Here is a 16,397-nt window from a genome sequence, read left to right on the forward strand (position 1 = left end):
AGGTCTCCGGTCAGCCCGGAAGCAACAGCCGCTGCTTCCATGACGGAGCAGCGAATTTCCCCATTTGGTGCGACGGAAAACGCAAGCTTTCCGCCCTCTCCGCACCCTCAAGCATGATACCTACAGACCTATAGCGGGTCGGAAGATGAAGGCAGCTCCTTGCTGTCCTGCGTTCTGTCGCGATGGATCACGGCGCGGCTGAGCAGCATGAGCGTTACCGGCGTTGTGACGACCACAAAGACGGTAATCAGCACTTCATGCAGAATCGGCTTCGATTGCAAGATGGAGAAAAATATGATCGACGCGATCAAGATTCCGCCAGCACCAAACGACGAGCCAAGCGTGGGGGCGTGAACACGCTCGTAAAAGCTTTTGAAGCGGACGAGTCCGATGCATCCGACGAGTGTCAGGAAGGCGCCGGAGACTAGAAAAAACGCAATGATCACAGCGGCCCATACGGGAAGTTCACCTGCATTGATCACTCGATCACCTCCCCGCGCATGAGGAATTTTGAAAGCGCCACGGTGGCAACGAAACCCAGAAGAGCGATAATCAGCGCCGTCTCGAAATAAATGATGCTGCCCGTGCGTATGCCGAACGTAATCAGGAGAAGCAGCGCGTTGAGGTAGAGCGCATCGGCCGCAAGAATGCGATCCTGCGCACGCGGGCCTACAAGCAGCCGATAAACCACACAAGCCAGAGCGCCAAGAAGCATCAGCTGAGCAGCAAGCAGGGACCAGAAAATGATGACTGCACTCATGCGGATTTCTCCTCTTCCATGACGTCCGCCGCTCCGAATATCTTGATGAGCGGCTGCTCATATCTTCCCTTGATCGTGTCCCGCCACGCCTGCGCATCATCCAGATCGAGTACGTGGATGGTCAGTTCGTGCCTTGCAGCATTGTAATCCACCCAGGCCGTGCCCGGCGTCGCTGTGATTATGCAGGCGAGAACGGCAAGAGCGGTCCGGTTTTCCAGATCGAGCTGGATAACGACAAAGCCGGGACGCCGCTTGCGCTTGCGCGACAGAATGATACCTGCCACCGCGATATTGGATTGCAGGATGTCGTAGCTCATGGTGCCGAACAGCAAGAGCATCGTCGGGATCGAACGAATATGGTTCTTCTGCGGTTGCAGGGCCGTCATGATGAGACACGCCACGAGCGCGATGATCGCGCCAAGCAGGAGCTGTGCCCGTGTGAAGCCGTTCAAAAGCAGCCAGAACAGGAGCAACGAGGCGAACAGAAGCGGGTAAGGCAGGATTTTTTTCATTGAGCCCCCTCCGTTTCGGTGCCTGCACGGGGCGCATTGAGGACACTGCTGATATAAGATGCGGGATTGTGCAGCGAACGCGCCGTTTCATCCATATAACGCATCGCCGGGCCGGCAGCGATTGTCAGCGCCAGACAGATTGCCAGAAGCCCCGCAATCGGCACGACTTCCCGGACCAGAACGCGTGGCACGTTGCCTTCGAGCGATGCCCAAAACGTGCGAATGCCGGTACGTGTCATCGCGATCAGCGCTGAAAGACCAGACAGCAGAAGGAGCGCGACCAAAGCCCAGCTTGCCGGACTGACTGGCATTGCGAGCTGCGGTGTCGGACTGTCGCCGTTGAAAACCGCTGCCAGGATCAGGAATTTGGCAATGAATCCAGAGAATGGCGGCAAGCCGATCAGCAATATCGCACAAATGCCGAAAAACGTTCCCAGGACGGCAAGGGTTGCGGGCAGTACTGCGCCGACTTCGTCTTCGTCTTCTTCCTCCTCATCGTCACCATAGGCTTCCATGGTAACGGCGAGAACGTTTGCAGCCGCATCCTGACCGCGTTCGATCAGTTCGATCAGCAGGAAAAAAGCCGCGATGGTAAGCGTGGAACTCACCATATAGAACAGCGCGGCGCCGGTCATGGCGGTGTTACCGCTGCCAATGGCAGCCAGCAACGTGCCGGAAGACACGAGGATACTATAGCTGGCAAGACGTCCCATTGCTTGCGATGCGACCACCCCGATCAGGCCGAAGGCAAGCGTGACCATTCCACCGAAATAGAGCCAGTCATTGCCGAAACCATAGGAAGAACCGGCACCGATGCCGAACATCAGCGGCGACAGGCGCAGAAGGACGTAAATGCCGACCTTGCTCATGATGGCGAAGACCGCCGCCACCGGTGCTGCTGCTGCCGTATATGTTGGCGCAAGCCAGAAATTGAGGGGCCACATGCCTGCCTTGACGAGGAATGCAACGCCCAGAACCGCAGCACCTGCTTCAAGCAGCATACGATCTTCAGATGCGACCTGCGGAATTCTCTGTGCGAGATCAGCCATATTCAATGTGCCGGTCACGCCATAGATCAGGCTGACGCCGATCAAAAACAGAGACGATGCGACGAGATTGACGGCAATATAATGCATGCCGGCCTTTACGCGCGCCGGACCTGACCCATGCAACGCCAGGCCGTAGGATGCCGCCAGCATCACTTCGAAGAACACGAAGAGGTTGAACAGATCACCAGTCAGAAATGCGCCGTTCAGCCCCATCAGCAAAAGCTGGAAGATTGTATGGAAATGCGGGCTGGCCTTGTGCCAGTGCGCGAGTGCGAAGCTGAGTGAAGCCATGCCAAGCAGGCTGGTCAGCACAAGCATAAGGGCCGCGAGACGATCCAGAACCAGCACGATGCCGAACGGTACAGGCCAGTTGCCAATCAGGTAAACCAGAGCGTCAGGCGCCTTGTCGCTCGCCATGCCAGCAAGCGTGATGGCAATCGCAATCAAACCCAATGTCGAGATGGAGTTGATGGCCATCTTGAGCTTGCGCTTGCGCTCATCGAACAGCAGCAGGATTGCTGCCGTGACGAGCGGCAGAATGATTGGAGCAACGATGAGGTGCGTTTTCCAGTCCAACATCAGTTCTCCTTGCCGTCCACGTGGTCCGTACGCGTCAACCCGCGCGAAGCGAGCAGCACGACAAGGAAAAGTGCGGTCATTGCGAAACCGATGACGATGGCGGTCAGTACAAGCGCCTGTGGCACCGGATCGGTATATTGTGCGGCCTGAACGTCAACACCGCTATCGAGCACCGGGGCAGCATTCGTGCGCAAGCGTCCCATCGAAAAAATGAAGAGATTGACCGCGTAGGAAATCAGCGACAGGCCGATTGCCACCTGGAAGGTACGCGGGCGAAGAATGAGCCAAACGCCGGATGCCATCAACACGCCGATCGCCAGAGCAAGAACGAGTTCCATCAGTTCTCCTCCTTCGTTGCGGCAAGCTTCTCGACACGGTGTTTACGGAGTGATTGGTGTGCGAGTGCAATCAAAACCAGCACGGTAGCGCCAACCACGAGGGTGAAGACGCCAAGATCGAACAGCAGTGCGCTGGCTGTCGGCATTTTTCCGATATGCGGTATTTCCGTATATTGGAAGAATGTGGTGAGGAACGGATAGCCGAAGAACCACGACCCCGCGCCTGTTGCCGCTGCAAACAGCAAACCCAACCCGATCCAGCGCAAGGGCAGAATGCGCAAGCGATCTTCCACCACACGCGCGCCTGACGCCAGATATTGCAGCAAAAATGCAATTGCGAGCGTAATACCGGCCGCAAATCCGCCGCCTGGCAGATCATGACCGCGCAGGAACAGATGCACTGCCAGCACAATGATGACCGGGAACAGCCATTGCATGATGACGGACGGCACGGCCAGATAATCGGCCAGTGTTTCACCTGCCTTGCGGTCAGGCGCTGCCTCGTCATAGGCGTCCTGGATTTTCTGCTGGGCTGTCGATCCGGTTGTGTCAGGGGCAGGACGGAAACGACGCAGGAGCGCAAAAACCGTGAGGCCCACAATACCGAGGACGGCAATTTCGCCAAACGTATCGAAAGCACGGAAGTCGACCAGAATGACGTTCACGACATTCTTGCCACCGCCGCCTGAATAGGCGTTTTCGAGGAAATAATCGCCAATGCTGCTGGGCGAAATACGCGTCATAACAGCATAGGCGATGACAGCGACCCCTGCCCCGCTGCCGATTGCAAGCAGCAAGTCGCGATAACGGCGGATGCGCGGGCCTATCTGTACCGGAAGCGGATCAGGATCCTCCCAACGCTTCGGCAGCCAGCGAAGCCCGAGCAGCAGCAGAACAGTGGTGACAATCTCGACCAGCAACTGGGTCACAGCAAGATCGGGCGCAGACAGCCAGACGAAGGTGATGCAGGTAACGAGCCCCGCCCCTCCGAGGAGGATCAACGCCGCAAGTCTGTGGTACTTGGCCTGATAGGCCGCGCCGATAGCACAGGCACCACCAAGTATCCAAAGTCCGGCAAAAATCGGGTCCACGGGCTGGGCGCCAAGCGAACCTGACTGCAAGCCGGAAACGAAAATCGGCCAGGCAGCTGCAAGGACGGCCACCGCAACCACGATACGGAGCTGCGGCTGCAGACGACGCGTGCTGAGGAAGGATTCTGCCTTACGTGCCCAGTTCCATGACAAGGTCACGAGAACACGTTCGAAAATGCGCTGCCCTTGCAAATGTCGGAATAAGGGGGGGCCGTCTTCACTGGTGGCAAGATAGTTTTTCAGCATCCAGTGCAGAAGAATACCGCCGATCATGGCGACGATACTCATCATCAGCGGCAGGTTGAATCCGTGCCAGACCGAGAGACTATATTCAGGCGTCGCCTTGCCCAGCACCGACAGAACTGCCGAATGCAGGAACGGTCCGATGGAAAGGCCCGGAATGATGCCGATCAACAGGCAAAGCAGCACCAGAAGTTCAATGGGACGACGCATCCAGTGCGGCGGTTCGTGCGGCTCATGCGGCAGGTCATGCGGTGGTGGCCCGAAGAACGTCGAATAAATAAAGCGCACCGAATAGGCGACCGTAAAGATACCGGCAATCGTGGCGACATAGGGCGTGATCGTATCAAGCCACGACGCCATGTGCGTTTCCACCGCCTCAGCGAAGAACATTTCCTTGGAAATAAAGCCGTTGAGCAACGGTACGCCTGCCATTGCCGCACTCGCGACCATGGCAAGCGTTGCTGTATAGGGCATGGGACGCAACAGCCCGCTCAGCTTTCGCATGTCGCGCGTGCCGGTCTCATGATCGATGATGCCCGCAGCCATGAACAGCGATGCCTTGAAAATCGCATGGTTGACCATGTGAAAGATCGCGGCAACCGCAGCAAGTGGGCTGCCAAGAGAAAGCAGAACGGTAATCAGACCAAGGTTACTGATGGTCGAATAGGCAAGCAGCCCTTTGAGGTCCTGCTGGAAAACTGCGAAGAAGCTGGCAATCAGAAGCGTGATCAGCCCTGCCGAACCGACGATCCAGAACCACTCTTCCGTTCCGCTGAGAACCGGCCACAGGCGCGCCAGCAGGAAGACGCCAGCCTTCACCATGGTGGCCGAATGCAGATAGGCCGAAACGGGCGTCGGCGCTGCCATCGCATTGGGAAGCCAGAAGTGGAACGGAAACTGCGCGCTTTTCGTAAAGGCACCGAGCAGGATCAGAATGAGCGCCACGCTATAAAGCGGATGTGTCCGAACGATGTTCCCCGCTGCCAGAACTGTGTCGAGATCGTAGCTTCCGACAATATGGCCGAGGATCAGAACGCCTGCCAGCAGACAGAAACCACCGATACCCGTCACGGTCAGCGCCATGCGCGCGCCGTCGCGGGCACTGGCATTGTGATACCAATAGCCGATCAGCAGGAACGAGAAGATGCTGGTCAGCTCCCAGAACACGGCGAGCAATATCAGATTGCCGGATAGAACTACGCCGAGCATCGATCCCATAAAGGACAGCAGGAACGAGAAGAACCTCGGCACCGGATCTTCGGGCGACATGTAATAACGCGCATAAATGACGACCAGCAGGCCGATACCCGTGATGAGCATCGCGAAAAGCCAGGCGAAGCCATCCATTCGGAAGGTGACATTGAGGCCATAGGCCGGAAGCCATTCCACAGTGCCATGAAGCACCTTGCCATCCGACACGATGGGATAAAGGCTGGCGGTGACAATAAAGGCAACAAGCGCAATCGCTGCCGTAAACCAGGCCGAACCGCTACGATCCGCCCCCCTGAATAAGCCGGTTATGGCGCTGCCAAGAAATGGTAGAAGGACAAGCAGGAAAAGCATTCTGCCGTCCATCGTCATGCGCCACAGGCCTCCTAGCCGAAATCAAGGTTGATCCGAAGCAGGCACCGCTCAAGAAAACAGCAACAGAATCGCTCCGGCAAGTTATAGTGAGGAATCATATATTCCGATGGCCTTATTATGACCGGCCACGGAACATTATGGCAATAGCTTTCAATGGCTTATCGCATAGATTTGAATCATTTTATTGTTCCCTGCGCCGAAAAATCTATAATTTATCAACCGCTGCGAACCGCGACGCCTGACTGTCGGCCATACTGACCTGAAAATCTTTCAGCCGGATGACACAAAACTTGTCATGAATTTTACCGCAGATGCGGCTTCATCCTTCAAGCAAAATCGCCGATAGCCGTTCGGCCTGAACACGAATGTCCGGTACGGCAGTAACCTCCCAGAACGCGCCTTTCGTAACAGGTCCGATACCGAAAAACGGACCGGATGGCTCTCCTCGCTTATTGAGAATCTGCTGATCCCGTGTGACGTCAAAACCGAGATCGAGTGGATCCGGTCGGGCCAAGCCATGTTCCATGAGACCGATCAGTGCCGCATTGCGGGTTGTCGAAAAACGTGGATTGCCGCCACGACAATCAATAACCGTCGATACCTGCAGTTCTTCGACATGCTCACTACGCCGTGGGCGATAACGGACTTCAATCTCCTCGCCTTGGTCGCGCACCGAAACCAGATGGCCTGCCGCGACTTTAAGCTGGCCGCTGTTCACGGCAGCTTCGATACGCTCTGCGACAGCCGGTGCCATGCGATGCCGGTGCACATCCCACCAAGGACGCAGATGACGGAGGAAGCTGCGGCGTTGCGACGTCGGCAGGATCGCCCAGATGTGTTGTGTATGCGGACGCAGACCATCCATCACGCCACGCCAGCCAGAACCGGTTTTTTCCGCTTCCGCCATCATGACACGCACGCGCTGCATAAGCTTGGAAAGGCCTAGCGATACCGGGAGGTCGTCTACCTCGACCGGGAAAGCTTGCGCAGGGGCATGAACCGCAGGAAGAAGCCCACGGCGCGAGATCGCATAGATTTCCGCACGATGCCCGTTGTCGAGTAGCGACAGGACGCTATCGATCATCGACAGACCTGTGCCGAATATCGCCACCGGCGCATCTGTTGGCACATCGAAATAGCCATTGCTCGACCAGTATTCCGTAACGTGATTGCCGGATTTCGCGATGGCAGCTTCGTTGCCCGTGCTCACAATCACCGCATCGGCAGTGAACGTGTCTCCTGTCTCAGTGGTAACGGCTGGTCTGCCGTCCTTCAGCGCGACATCGACGACGCCGGTCTTTTCAACCTTCAAACGTGTATCATCGTCAGAAAGATAAGGTGCCATAAGATGCTTCAGATAGGAGCGGTAGAGTTTGCGTGGTGCAAAACTGTGCGGCTCCCACAAATGGCCGGGAGCGGCAATGTCGCTCAACTGCAACCAGTTCAGGAAATGATTCGGCTGATCGGGATATGCGCTCATATTGCTGGCGCGGACATTGAGAAGATGGCTCGGGTTCTCCGTCGCGTATGCGATGCCTGCCCCTAATTGACCTGAACGCTCGAAAATCCGCACAGTCGAATCTGGTGAGCGCCGAAGCAATTGTGCTGCCAGGATGATGCCGCTTGCGCCCGCTCCGATGATAATGAATGACTTCAAACTATCGTGACCTCGTCCCTTTTCACGACAACGACAAGAAAAGCGCGTCGTCAAACTATCGTTTTTAAATCCCACTGTTTTAGTTAGATTCCAATAAACAATCGCCCTTGTAAACCCCATAAAGCTGGGAAGGCTGCCCTGTTCAGGCGTCTGCAGGCGCGGACAGCGCATGGACGCAACGATCAAAACGTAAACAGTAAGACCCGGCTAACAACGGATCGTTGACAGTGTGTTTCAGAAACACGGGCTGGCTTCGACAGCCAAAATAACAATATTTCCCTCAACATCATTCATGAGGTTGTCTTGAAAATCCCAAGCCAGACAGCCTGTTGGACCGCTGAAACACAGGACAGAATAATGAACAATTCCCTGCTGAATTCCATCAAGAAGCGCCGCACACAGTACGCTCTGGGCAAGTCCCTTCCGCTGTCGAATGAAGACACCGCTGAGCTGATCCGTGAAGCGGTCAAGCACACGCCGTCTTCGTTTAATTCGCAAAGCTCGCGCGCTGTGATCCTGTTTGACGCCGAGAGCGACAGGCTGTGGAACATCGTGAAGGAAACACTTCGCCAGATCGTCCCTGCCGACGCTTTCGCCCAGACCGAAGCCAAAATCGACAGCTTCTCCGCCGGTGCAGGCACGGTTCTGTTCTATGAAGACCAGAACGTCGTTAAGGGTCTTCAGGAAAACTTCCCGCTTTACGCTGACAACTTCCCGGTCTGGTCGGAACAGTCGGGCGGTATGGCGCAACATTCGGTCTGGACCGCGCTCGCCAACGCCGGCATTGGTGCCAGCCTTCAGCACTACAACCCGCTGATCGACCACGAAGTCGCCAAGGCTTGGGACGTTCCGGCTTCGTGGAAGCTCCGCGCACAGATGCCGTTCGGCTCGAACGAACAGCCTTTTGCTGAAAAGGCCTTCATGGACGATGGCGACCGCTTCAAAGTGTTCTTCTAATCGCCTGATTGTACTGTATGAATTGAGCCGGGGGAATTTTCCTCCGGCTTTTGCATTTCCGCGGAAAAATATTTCATCAGACCGTTGTCCCCTCCCCAAAAGCTGGCTGTAATGGAGAAGCTTTGAAGAGAGTCGCGAACAAAGCGACAGGCTCTTGAGGCTTCATCAATGCAGGGCTGCAATTGCGCAACATATGCGGATTGCACAGCCCGGAGGGGAAGTTGCATGACGACCGTAATACTGTCACTCATTCAGAATAACTCGAAGGCAGACCATACAAGACATGGCCTTGCACGAAAGCTGCTGCGCGCATCGATTCCAGCCGCACTGGCATTCACGCTCTTTCTGTCGGCATCACCCAAGGCAGTGGAAGCAGCTACACCGACTGACACGCTCGTCATTGCCATGAGCATAGATGACGTCATTTCGCTCGACCCGGCGGAAATCTTCGAGATCACGACGTCTGAAGTGCTCACCAGCACCTATGAACGCCTCGTCACGACTGACACCAAGGACCCCACGAAGATCATCCCCCAGATTGCTGAAAGCTGGGCCTTTTCCGATGACGGTAAGTCGATCACGTTCAAAATCCGCAAGGGCCTAAAATTCGCCTCCGGCAACCCGCTGACGGCACACGACGCCGCTTATTCGCTGCAGCGCGCGATCAAGCTCGACAAAAGCCCGGCCTTCATTCTCAGCCAGTTCGGTCTCACTCGCGATAATGCCGATCAGAATATTGTTGCCACCGACGACGAAACGCTTGTGTTCACGACCGGCAAGGCGTTTGCGCCAAGCTTTGTCCTGAACTGTCTGACATCCAGCGTTGCGTCGATTGTCGACAGCAAGTTGGTCAAGGAACATGAGCAGAAGGCAGAGAAGACAAAGGATTTTCCTTACGAAACCGATTTCGGTTATGAATGGCTGAAGACCAATTACGCCGGTTCCGGTCCTTTCGCATTGAAGCAATGGCGCGCAAATGAAGTCCTGCTTCTGGAGCGCAACGAAAATTATAGCGATGCAAAACCGGCAATGAAGCGCGTTATCTATCGCCACGTGAAAGAAGGCGTTTCGCAGCGTCTGCTCTTGCAGGCGGGCGACATCGACATTGCACGCAATCTGGAACCTAGCGATATCGAAGAATTGAGCAAGGATCAGAAGTACCATGTCATCAACGCACCGAAGGGGCGCGTCTATTATCTGGTCGCCAACCAGAATGTACCTGAACTCGCAAAGCCCGAAGTTCGGCAGGCACTGAAATACCTGGTCGATTACGATACGATAGAAGCGAAGCTCATCAAGGGTATCGGTCGCACGCACCAGTCCTTCCTGCCACTCGGCATGTTCGGTGCTGTCGGCGACAAGCCATTCACCTACGACGTCGATAAAGCCAAGGAACTTCTCGCCAAAGCTGGCCTCAAGGACGGTTTCAAGGTGACGCTCGATGTACGTAACAGCCAGCCATTCGTCGGCATAGCGGAAAGCATTCAGCAGACGATGGGTAAGGCAGGCGTTCAGGTGGAAATCCTGCAGGGTGACGGCAAGCTGACCACCACCAAGGTTCGCGCACGCAAGCACCAGTTGGCACTGGGTATATGGGGACCGGATTATTGGGATCCGCATACCAATGCGGTGACGTTCACCAATAATCCAAACAATGGCGAAGATGTCTCGATGCGCACCAACGCCTGGCAGGCGCATTGGGAAATTCCGGAACTGACGGCGGAAACAATGGCTGCTGTTGAAGAGCGCGATACAGCCAAACGTGAGACGATGTATCATGATCTTCAAAAGAAGTTTCAGGAAACAAGCCCGTTCGCAATCATCTATCAGCAGATTGAAACGGCTGTGACGGGTCCGAATGTGCACGATTTCAACACGGTGGCCGATGCCAACTATGTTCAGACCGTAACGAAGGACTGATGCGATACGAAAAGGCCGGGCAAAGTGCCCGGCCTTTTTACTCGTCGAAACTGAACGGCGGCAATTTTTCCAACGCGGATTTTAGCGCTTCCGACCAGCTTTCCGATACAGTCTGATAATAAGGATCGGTGACCTCGAACCGTCTGCGAGCGCCAGTTTCAAAACTGTCCGCTTCATAAATCTGCATGTCGAGCGGAAGCCCAACTGAAAGGTTGGCTTTCAGTGTGGAATCGAACGAAACCAGCAGTAGCTTCACCGCTTCCTCGAAACTCATCTGCTCCTGATAAGCGCGCACGAGGATCGGTTTTCCATATTTGTTCTCGCCAATCTGGAAAAAAGGCGTATCGGCCGAGCTCTCGATAAAATTGCCTTCGGGATAGATATAGAAAAGGCGCGATTGCCCGCCCTTGATCTGTCCGCCGAGAATGAACGATGCGCCGAAAGCATCGGCATTCTGTCCACCGGTAGCGGAGTTCTGGATCACTTCCTTGACGGTGTCACCGACAAGACGCGCAACCTGAAACATGGAAGGCGCGTCGAAAACCGAGGGGTGCCTGTCTGCCGGAGCTTTCATCCGTTCTTCCAGAAGACTTGCAACGGCTTGCGTTGTCGCGAGGTTTCCCGCCGAAAGCAGAACAATCACGCGCTCGCCGGGCTCTGACCAGCTTCGCATTTTTGAGAAGACAGAAATATTGTCGAGCCCGGCATTCGTCCGTGTATCGGACATGAACACAAGGCCACGATCGATTTTCATTCCAACACAATAGGTCATAAGCAATATCCGGCAGGCAACTCGCTATCCAGAAAGATCACTGCCCTACATTGATGTGAACCGCAAGGCTTTCCACCGTGCCGCCTAAACGAACGCCGGAAATCGGGGCCGCATCACGATAGTCGAGGCCGGTTGCAATCCGCACGTAACGGTCATTCGGGCAAATATTGTTGGCGGCATCGAACCCCACCCATCCCAGACCATCAATATGGGCTTCAGCCCATGCGTGACTTGCGGTTTGTTCCTCGACACCTTCCATCATCAGATATCCCGATACGTATCGTGCCGGAATGCCGATCAGTCGGGCTGCGGAAAGGAAAACATGCGTGTGATCCTGGCAAACGCCCTTCCCACTTTCCAGAGCGCTTTCAGCATCCGTTGAAACGCTCGTCGTCCCCGGCATATAGGCGACCGCCTTGTGGATGATGTTCATCAGATCGTGCATCAGGGCAAGCCGTTCCTGCCCGGTCGTGAGATCATCTGCCAGCGCCTTGATGCGTTCGCCCGGCGCAGTCAGCGGCGTCTCGCGCTCGAAGAGCCAGAGCGGCGCATAACCATAGACCGGTCCAAGCACTCCGGCCCGGTCTTCCATCTCGACGCTGCCGCTGGCGGTTATGACAATTTCATTGATATTGCGAGAATGCTGGACCAGATCGGTCTTGTTGCCGAAGCCGTCGACATAGGAAACCTCCGGTTCACCGCCTTCGATTTTTAACTCCCAGTGCTTGACCATCTGGCCCGGCACTGTTGGCGGACGCAACCGCAACCTTTGCACCGCATAAGGAACCGGATGCTCATAGCGATAATGCGAAACGTGCCGGATGTTGAGCAGCAAGCGAAGACCTCAATAGAAATTATAGGTTTCAGCAATCTCGTTGCCGAGCCGGTTGTTGCGAGTGATGAATTCGGTCAGAAACTCATGTAAGCCCACATCGAAGATCGCGGATATGTCCTGGTTTTGCAGGCTTGCATAGATTTTGTCCGCTGTCGCGTGGCAGGCAGCACGATTGCCATAATCTTTCGACAGATAATCCAGATGTTCAGCGATACTGCGATAGCAATAATGGAGTGAGCGCGGCATGCGGCCATTCAGGATCAGGTAATCCGCAACCTGCGCCGGACGGTAATCACCATCATAGACCCAGCGATAGGAACGATGCGCAGATACCGATCGCAGGATCGATTCCCATTGATAATTGTCCAGCGTCGTGCCGACATAGGATATCGCAGGCAGCAGGACATAATATTTCACATCGAGAATACGAGCCGTATTATCAGCGCGTTCGATGAAAGTACCAAGGCTTGCAAAGTCGAAGATTTCGTTGCGCAGCATCGTGCCATGGAAAGAGCCACGAATGAGCGCCGTCTCGCGCTTGATCTGGTCGAGAAGCTGCGGAAGGTCACTTTCCTTCAACGGCTTACACAGCGACTTTTTCAGTGACATCCATGCTTCGTTTACGCTTTCCCACGCCTCGCGCGTCAGCGCCGTGCGCACCATGCGGGCATTGGAACGCGCGGTTTCAATGCAGGTCATCACGCTTGATGGATTGTCTGCATCGCGCAGCAGGAAGTCCGCAACATTGGCGGCGTTATAGACGTCGTATTTTGCAGAGAAGCCCTGACTTGCACCCGCTGAAACCGCGACCGAAGACCACTCCTCCGGTGCGTCAGACGTTTTCGTCAGCGCCATGCGAAGCCCCGCATCGACGAGACGTGCCATGTTTTCGGCACGCTCTATGTAGCGGAACATCCAGTAAAGTCCGTTTGCCGTACGGCCAAGAAGCATAAATCATTCCCCTTTTCGCGCCCTGATCTTGTCGTCAGTTGCAGCACGTTAATGCAGTTTCAGTCGTCGAGTACCCACGTATCCTTGGTTCCGCCGCCCTGGCTGGAATTCACGACAAGCGATCCCTCCTTCAAAGCCACGCGGGTGAGCCCGCCGGGTGTGATGCGGATGCGATCCGAAACCAGAACAAATGGGCGCAGATCGACATGGCGTGGCGCCAGCCCGCTCTCGGTAAAGATGGGCGTCGTTGAGAGCGCAAGCGTGGGCTGCGCGATATAGTTGCGCGGCCTTGCCTTCAGTTTCTCTGAAAAAGCATCGCGTTCGGCCTTTGTCGACGCGGGGCCTACCAGCATTCCATAACCACCGGAGCCGTGCACTTCCTTGACGACAAGCTCGGCAAGATTGTCGAGCACATAAGCAAGGCTATCTGGTTCGGAACAACGCCAGGTCGGAACATTTTCGAGAATGGCCTTGCGACCCGTATAGAACTCCACGATCTCCGGCATGTAGGAATAGATCGCCTTGTCGTCGGCGATGCCGGTTCCGGGCGCATTGGCAATCGTGATATTCCCTGCCCGGTAAACATCCATTATGCCTGCAACGCCGAGCGTCGAATCCGGCCTGAATGTCAGCGGGTCGAGAAACGCATCGTCCACACGCCGATAGAGCACGTCGATAGCGCGATAACCTTGTGTGGTACGCATCGCGACACGTCCGTCAACGACGCGCAGATCGCTTCCCTCGACCAGTTCGACGCCCATCTGGTCGGCAAGGAATGCGTGTTCAAAATAGGCTGAATTATAAATGCCGGGCGTCAGCACCGCGACGGTCGGCACATCCTGCGTGCCGGGAGGTGCAACGCTTGCCAGCGACTGGCGCAACAATTGCGGATAATTCTCAACCGGGCGAACCTTGACGTTCTGAAACAGCTCGGGAAAGAGCTGCATCATCGTCTCGCGGTTTTCCAGCATATAGGAAACGCCGGATGGCGTGCGGGCATTGTCCTCCAGCACATAGAACTGGTTCTCGGCGGTGCGCACGATATCCACGCCGATAATATGGGTGTAGACATTGCCCGGAGGACGGAAACCGATCATCTCGGGCAAGAAGGCTTCATTCTTGGAAATCAGGTCTTTCGGAATGCGCCCTGCCCGAACAATCTCCTGACGGTGATAAATGTCATCGAGGAAGGCGTTAAGCGCCATCACACGCTGTTCGATGCCCTGCGACAGACGCCGCCATTCCTGACCTGAAATGATACGCGGGATGATATCAAAGGGAATGAGGCGCTCACCCGCTTCCTGATCGCCGTAGACAGCAAAGGTGATGCCCGTCTTGCGGAAAACGCTTTCGGCGTCATCGCTTTTCTGCAGAAGTTTGTGCGGGTCCTGCTGGTCGAGCCACTGCTTGAGAAATTCATATGGTTGGCGGACATTCCCGCCATGGTTGAGCATCTCGTCAAATGGCTTCACTTAATTCCCCTTCTTTTTCCCTATTATTCAGTCCTGACTCAGGGAAAAGCAAGCATGGAAATTATGCAAAAGCGCAAAGCTGGGTTGCGCAATTTCGTCACGACATGAGCCCCGAGGTGCGATCTACTACGCCCGCAAACATAGCTCTGGCGAAAACTCAGCCCGGTCGATGGGCTTTCACGACTGCCGGATCGGTGTCGATACGCCCAGCTTCGATGAGGTCGAGACAATAAGGCACTGCCGGAAAAATCGCCTGCAAGGTCATGGCAATTGAAGCTGGTTTACCGGGAAGATTGAGGATGAAGCTCTTGCCGCGACTGCCTGCCGTTTGGCGGGATAGAATGGCGGTCGGGGTTTGTTCCAGGCTGACGCGGCGCATCAGCTCGCCGAAACCGGGCAGCTCCTTATGCAGAACGGCCTGCATGGCTTCCGGTGTTTCATCGCGCGGGCTTGGTCCCGTGCCACCCGTGGTCAGGATAAGATCGCAGGCCTCGTTGTCACAAAGATCGATAAGCGTGTCGCGTACCGATTCCATGCCATCGGGAATGACACGGCGGATTGTTTCATAAGGCGTGACGACAGCGCTTTTCAGCCATGCTTCCATGGCAGGGCCACTCAGGTCTTCGTACTCCCCGCGACTTGCGCGGTCGGAAACAGTCACGAAACCGATCTTTACCATCACACCCTCACAGTAAGTTTTTGGCTCTCAGCAGACTTCTGGCGATCTTATAGGCGCTCGCCGGTTTGATGTGAAGGTTTGCATACTCCCAAATGAAAACGCCGCCCAAAGGCGGCGCTTTGCTTATGATGTCACTTGAAAATTACGGCGTAACGTCGAAGCCGAACCACTTTTCCGACAGACGCTTGATCGTGCCGTCAGCCTTTGCTGCTTCAATGGCAACGTCGAACATCTTCTTCAGTTCGGTATCGTCCTTGCGCAGACCGACAGCAACGCCACGGCCCAGAATGCCGCCCTTGAAGAACGGACCGGTCATGACGATGTCTTCGTTGCCCGGCTTCTTGGCAGCGTCCGTGAGGTAAGCAAGCGAAGCTACGATCAGGTCTACACGGCCAGACTTCAGGTCGAGGTCGTGCTGTTCCGTCGTCTTGTATTCACGGATGTCGATGCCATCCTTGAAATACTTGTCGAGCAGCGACAGGCCGAGCGAAGCGGTCTGGACGCCGACGGTGCGGCCCTTGATTTCAGCCGATACTTCGTCGATTGCCTTCTGGGCAGCCGCTTCATCCTTGGCGAGATAAAGGGTTTCGCCGGTATGCGGCAGCTTGGCGTAAGGGCTGTCCTTCAGCGTCGCAAAGGTCTGCGGCGTCAGGCCATAGGAAATCGAGAAGCTGATGGTTTCCTCGCGCTTCGGCGTAGCAGTAAGGCCAGCCATGATCGCATCAAACTTGCCGGCATTGAGCGCCGGAATGATGCTGTCGAAAGGCTGCGCAACCATCGTGCACTCAACCTTCATGCGGGCGCAGAGGTCCTTGTAGAGATCGACTTCATAGCCATCCAGCGAGCCATCGGGCTTGGTGAAGTTGTAAGGACGGAAAGCACCTTCCGTGGCGATGGTGATCTTTGTCCACTTCTTTTCCTCGGCATGGGCCGAGACGCTCGTCAGAGCGAGAGCGGAAATGAACACGGCTTTGAAAAGTCCGGTGGTCTTCATTGCA

The 16,397-nt window shown here is 55.5% G+C and carries 15 protein-coding genes; 2 read left to right on the forward strand and 13 right to left on the reverse strand.

From position 1 onward, the window contains the following. Positions 1 to 128: 128 nt before the first annotated feature. The 7 genes from mnhG to AC1RHM_RS13875 form a co-directional block, all read right to left on the reverse strand. Positions 129 to 482, reverse strand: a complete 354-nt coding sequence (gene mnhG / locus AC1RHM_RS13845; protein WP_010658734.1) for a monovalent cation/H(+) antiporter subunit G — start codon at positions 480 to 482, stop codon at positions 129 to 131. Further along, entirely contained in the window at positions 479 to 760 is a 282-nt protein-coding gene (locus AC1RHM_RS13850; protein WP_010658733.1) for a K+/H+ antiporter subunit F, read from the reverse strand. The genes mnhG and AC1RHM_RS13850 overlap by 4 nt, the downstream gene beginning before the upstream one ends. Beyond that, positions 757 to 1,272 carry a Na+/H+ antiporter subunit E gene (locus AC1RHM_RS13855; protein ID WP_010658732.1) on the reverse strand — a complete coding sequence of 172 codons (516 nt, stop codon included), beginning with the start codon at positions 1,270 to 1,272 and terminating at the stop codon, positions 757 to 759. Before AC1RHM_RS13855 ends, AC1RHM_RS13850 begins: the two co-directional genes overlap by 4 nt. After that, positions 1,269 to 2,897 (reverse strand): monovalent cation/H+ antiporter subunit D, encoded by a 1,629-nt coding sequence (locus AC1RHM_RS13860; protein ID WP_492332567.1) that lies wholly within the window; start codon positions 2,895 to 2,897, stop codon positions 1,269 to 1,271. The genes AC1RHM_RS13855 and AC1RHM_RS13860 overlap by 4 nt, the downstream gene beginning before the upstream one ends. Positions 2,898 to 2,899: 2 nt before the next feature. Beyond that, positions 2,900 to 3,238 (reverse strand): Na+/H+ antiporter subunit C, encoded by a 339-nt coding sequence (locus AC1RHM_RS13865; RefSeq protein ID WP_010658730.1) that lies wholly within the window; start codon positions 3,236 to 3,238, stop codon positions 2,900 to 2,902. Next, positions 3,238 to 6,153, reverse strand: coding sequence for a monovalent cation/H+ antiporter subunit A (locus AC1RHM_RS13870; RefSeq protein WP_010658729.1), 2,916 nt, complete (start codon positions 6,151 to 6,153; stop codon positions 3,238 to 3,240). The genes AC1RHM_RS13865 and AC1RHM_RS13870 overlap by 1 nt, the downstream gene beginning before the upstream one ends. Positions 6,154 to 6,475: 322 nt before the next feature. Then, positions 6,476 to 7,813: an FAD/NAD(P)-binding protein gene (locus AC1RHM_RS13875; protein WP_010658728.1), complete on the reverse strand. Its 1,338-nt coding sequence runs from the start codon at positions 7,811 to 7,813 to the stop codon at positions 6,476 to 6,478. A gap of 357 nt (positions 7,814 to 8,170) precedes the next feature. On the opposite strand from AC1RHM_RS13875, the gene AC1RHM_RS13880 reads away from it, so the two are divergent. Beyond that, positions 8,171 to 8,770: a nitroreductase family protein gene (locus AC1RHM_RS13880; RefSeq protein ID WP_010658727.1), complete on the forward strand. Its 600-nt coding sequence runs from the start codon at positions 8,171 to 8,173 to the stop codon at positions 8,768 to 8,770. 225 nt (positions 8,771 to 8,995) lie between these two features. Then, complete coding sequence (locus tag AC1RHM_RS13885) at positions 8,996 to 10,690, forward strand: ABC transporter substrate-binding protein (protein WP_010658726.1); 1,695 nt, start codon at positions 8,996 to 8,998, stop codon at positions 10,688 to 10,690. Positions 10,691 to 10,727: 37 nt separating this feature from the next. Here AC1RHM_RS13885 and AC1RHM_RS13890 read toward each other — a convergent pair whose 3' ends face one another. The 6 genes from AC1RHM_RS13890 to AC1RHM_RS13915 all read right to left on the reverse strand — a co-directional run bounded on the left by AC1RHM_RS13890 (position 10,728) and on the right by AC1RHM_RS13915 (position 16,393). Continuing rightward, entirely contained in the window at positions 10,728 to 11,462 is a 735-nt protein-coding gene (locus AC1RHM_RS13890) for a proteasome-type protease (RefSeq protein WP_010658725.1), read from the reverse strand. A gap of 37 nt (positions 11,463 to 11,499) precedes the next feature. Further along, on the reverse strand, positions 11,500 to 12,297 hold the full coding sequence (locus AC1RHM_RS13895; RefSeq protein ID WP_010658724.1) for a transglutaminase family protein: 798 nt from the start codon (positions 12,295 to 12,297) through the stop codon (positions 11,500 to 11,502). Positions 12,298 to 12,306: 9 nt separating this feature from the next. Continuing rightward, positions 12,307 to 13,248 (reverse strand): alpha-E domain-containing protein, encoded by a 942-nt coding sequence (locus AC1RHM_RS13900; RefSeq protein WP_010658723.1) that lies wholly within the window; start codon positions 13,246 to 13,248, stop codon positions 12,307 to 12,309. A 59-nt stretch (positions 13,249 to 13,307) separates the two neighbouring features. Beyond that, positions 13,308 to 14,720: a circularly permuted type 2 ATP-grasp protein gene (locus tag AC1RHM_RS13905; protein ID WP_010658722.1), complete on the reverse strand. Its 1,413-nt coding sequence runs from the start codon at positions 14,718 to 14,720 to the stop codon at positions 13,308 to 13,310. Between the two features lie 157 nt (positions 14,721 to 14,877). After that, positions 14,878 to 15,399 (reverse strand): molybdopterin adenylyltransferase, encoded by a 522-nt coding sequence (gene mog / locus AC1RHM_RS13910; protein ID WP_010658721.1) that lies wholly within the window; start codon positions 15,397 to 15,399, stop codon positions 14,878 to 14,880. A gap of 142 nt (positions 15,400 to 15,541) precedes the next feature. After that, positions 15,542 to 16,393 carry a transporter substrate-binding domain-containing protein gene (locus tag AC1RHM_RS13915; RefSeq protein ID WP_010658720.1) on the reverse strand — a complete coding sequence of 284 codons (852 nt, stop codon included), beginning with the start codon at positions 16,391 to 16,393 and terminating at the stop codon, positions 15,542 to 15,544. Between the last annotated feature and the right edge of the window lie 4 nt (positions 16,394 to 16,397).

It is taken from the genome of Brucella sp. GW823-FHT04E01 (assembly GCF_058796175.1).

Bases quoted from the DNA above. Each gene is read 5' to 3' on its own strand.
- AC1RHM_RS13850 (WP_010658733.1), bottom strand. From the start codon at position 760: ATGAGTGCAGTCATCATTTTCTGGTCCCTGCTTGCTGCTCAGCTGATG.
- AC1RHM_RS13855 (WP_010658732.1), bottom strand. From the start codon at position 1,272: ATGAAAAAAATCCTGCCTTACCCGCTTCTGTTCGCCTCGTTGCTCCTG.
- AC1RHM_RS13865 (WP_010658730.1), bottom strand. From the start codon at position 3,238: ATGGAACTCGTTCTTGCTCTGGCGATCGGCGTGTTGATGGCATCCGGC.
- AC1RHM_RS13870 (WP_010658729.1), bottom strand. From the start codon at position 6,153: ATGACGATGGACGGCAGAATGCTTTTCCTGCTTGTCCTTCTACCATTT.
- AC1RHM_RS13880 (WP_010658727.1), top strand. From the start codon at position 8,171: ATGAACAATTCCCTGCTGAATTCCATCAAGAAGCGCCGCACACAGTAC.
- AC1RHM_RS13885 (WP_010658726.1), top strand. From the start codon at position 8,996: ATGACGACCGTAATACTGTCACTCATTCAGAATAACTCGAAGGCAGAC.
- AC1RHM_RS13890 (WP_010658725.1), bottom strand. From the start codon at position 11,462: ATGACCTATTGTGTTGGAATGAAAATCGATCGTGGCCTTGTGTTCATG.
- AC1RHM_RS13900 (WP_010658723.1), bottom strand. From the start codon at position 13,248: ATGCTTCTTGGCCGTACGGCAAACGGACTTTACTGGATGTTCCGCTAC.
- mog (WP_010658721.1), bottom strand. From the start codon at position 15,399: ATGGTAAAGATCGGTTTCGTGACTGTTTCCGACCGCGCAAGTCGCGGG.
- AC1RHM_RS13915 (WP_010658720.1), bottom strand. From the start codon at position 16,393: ATGAAGACCACCGGACTTTTCAAAGCCGTGTTCATTTCCGCTCTCGCT.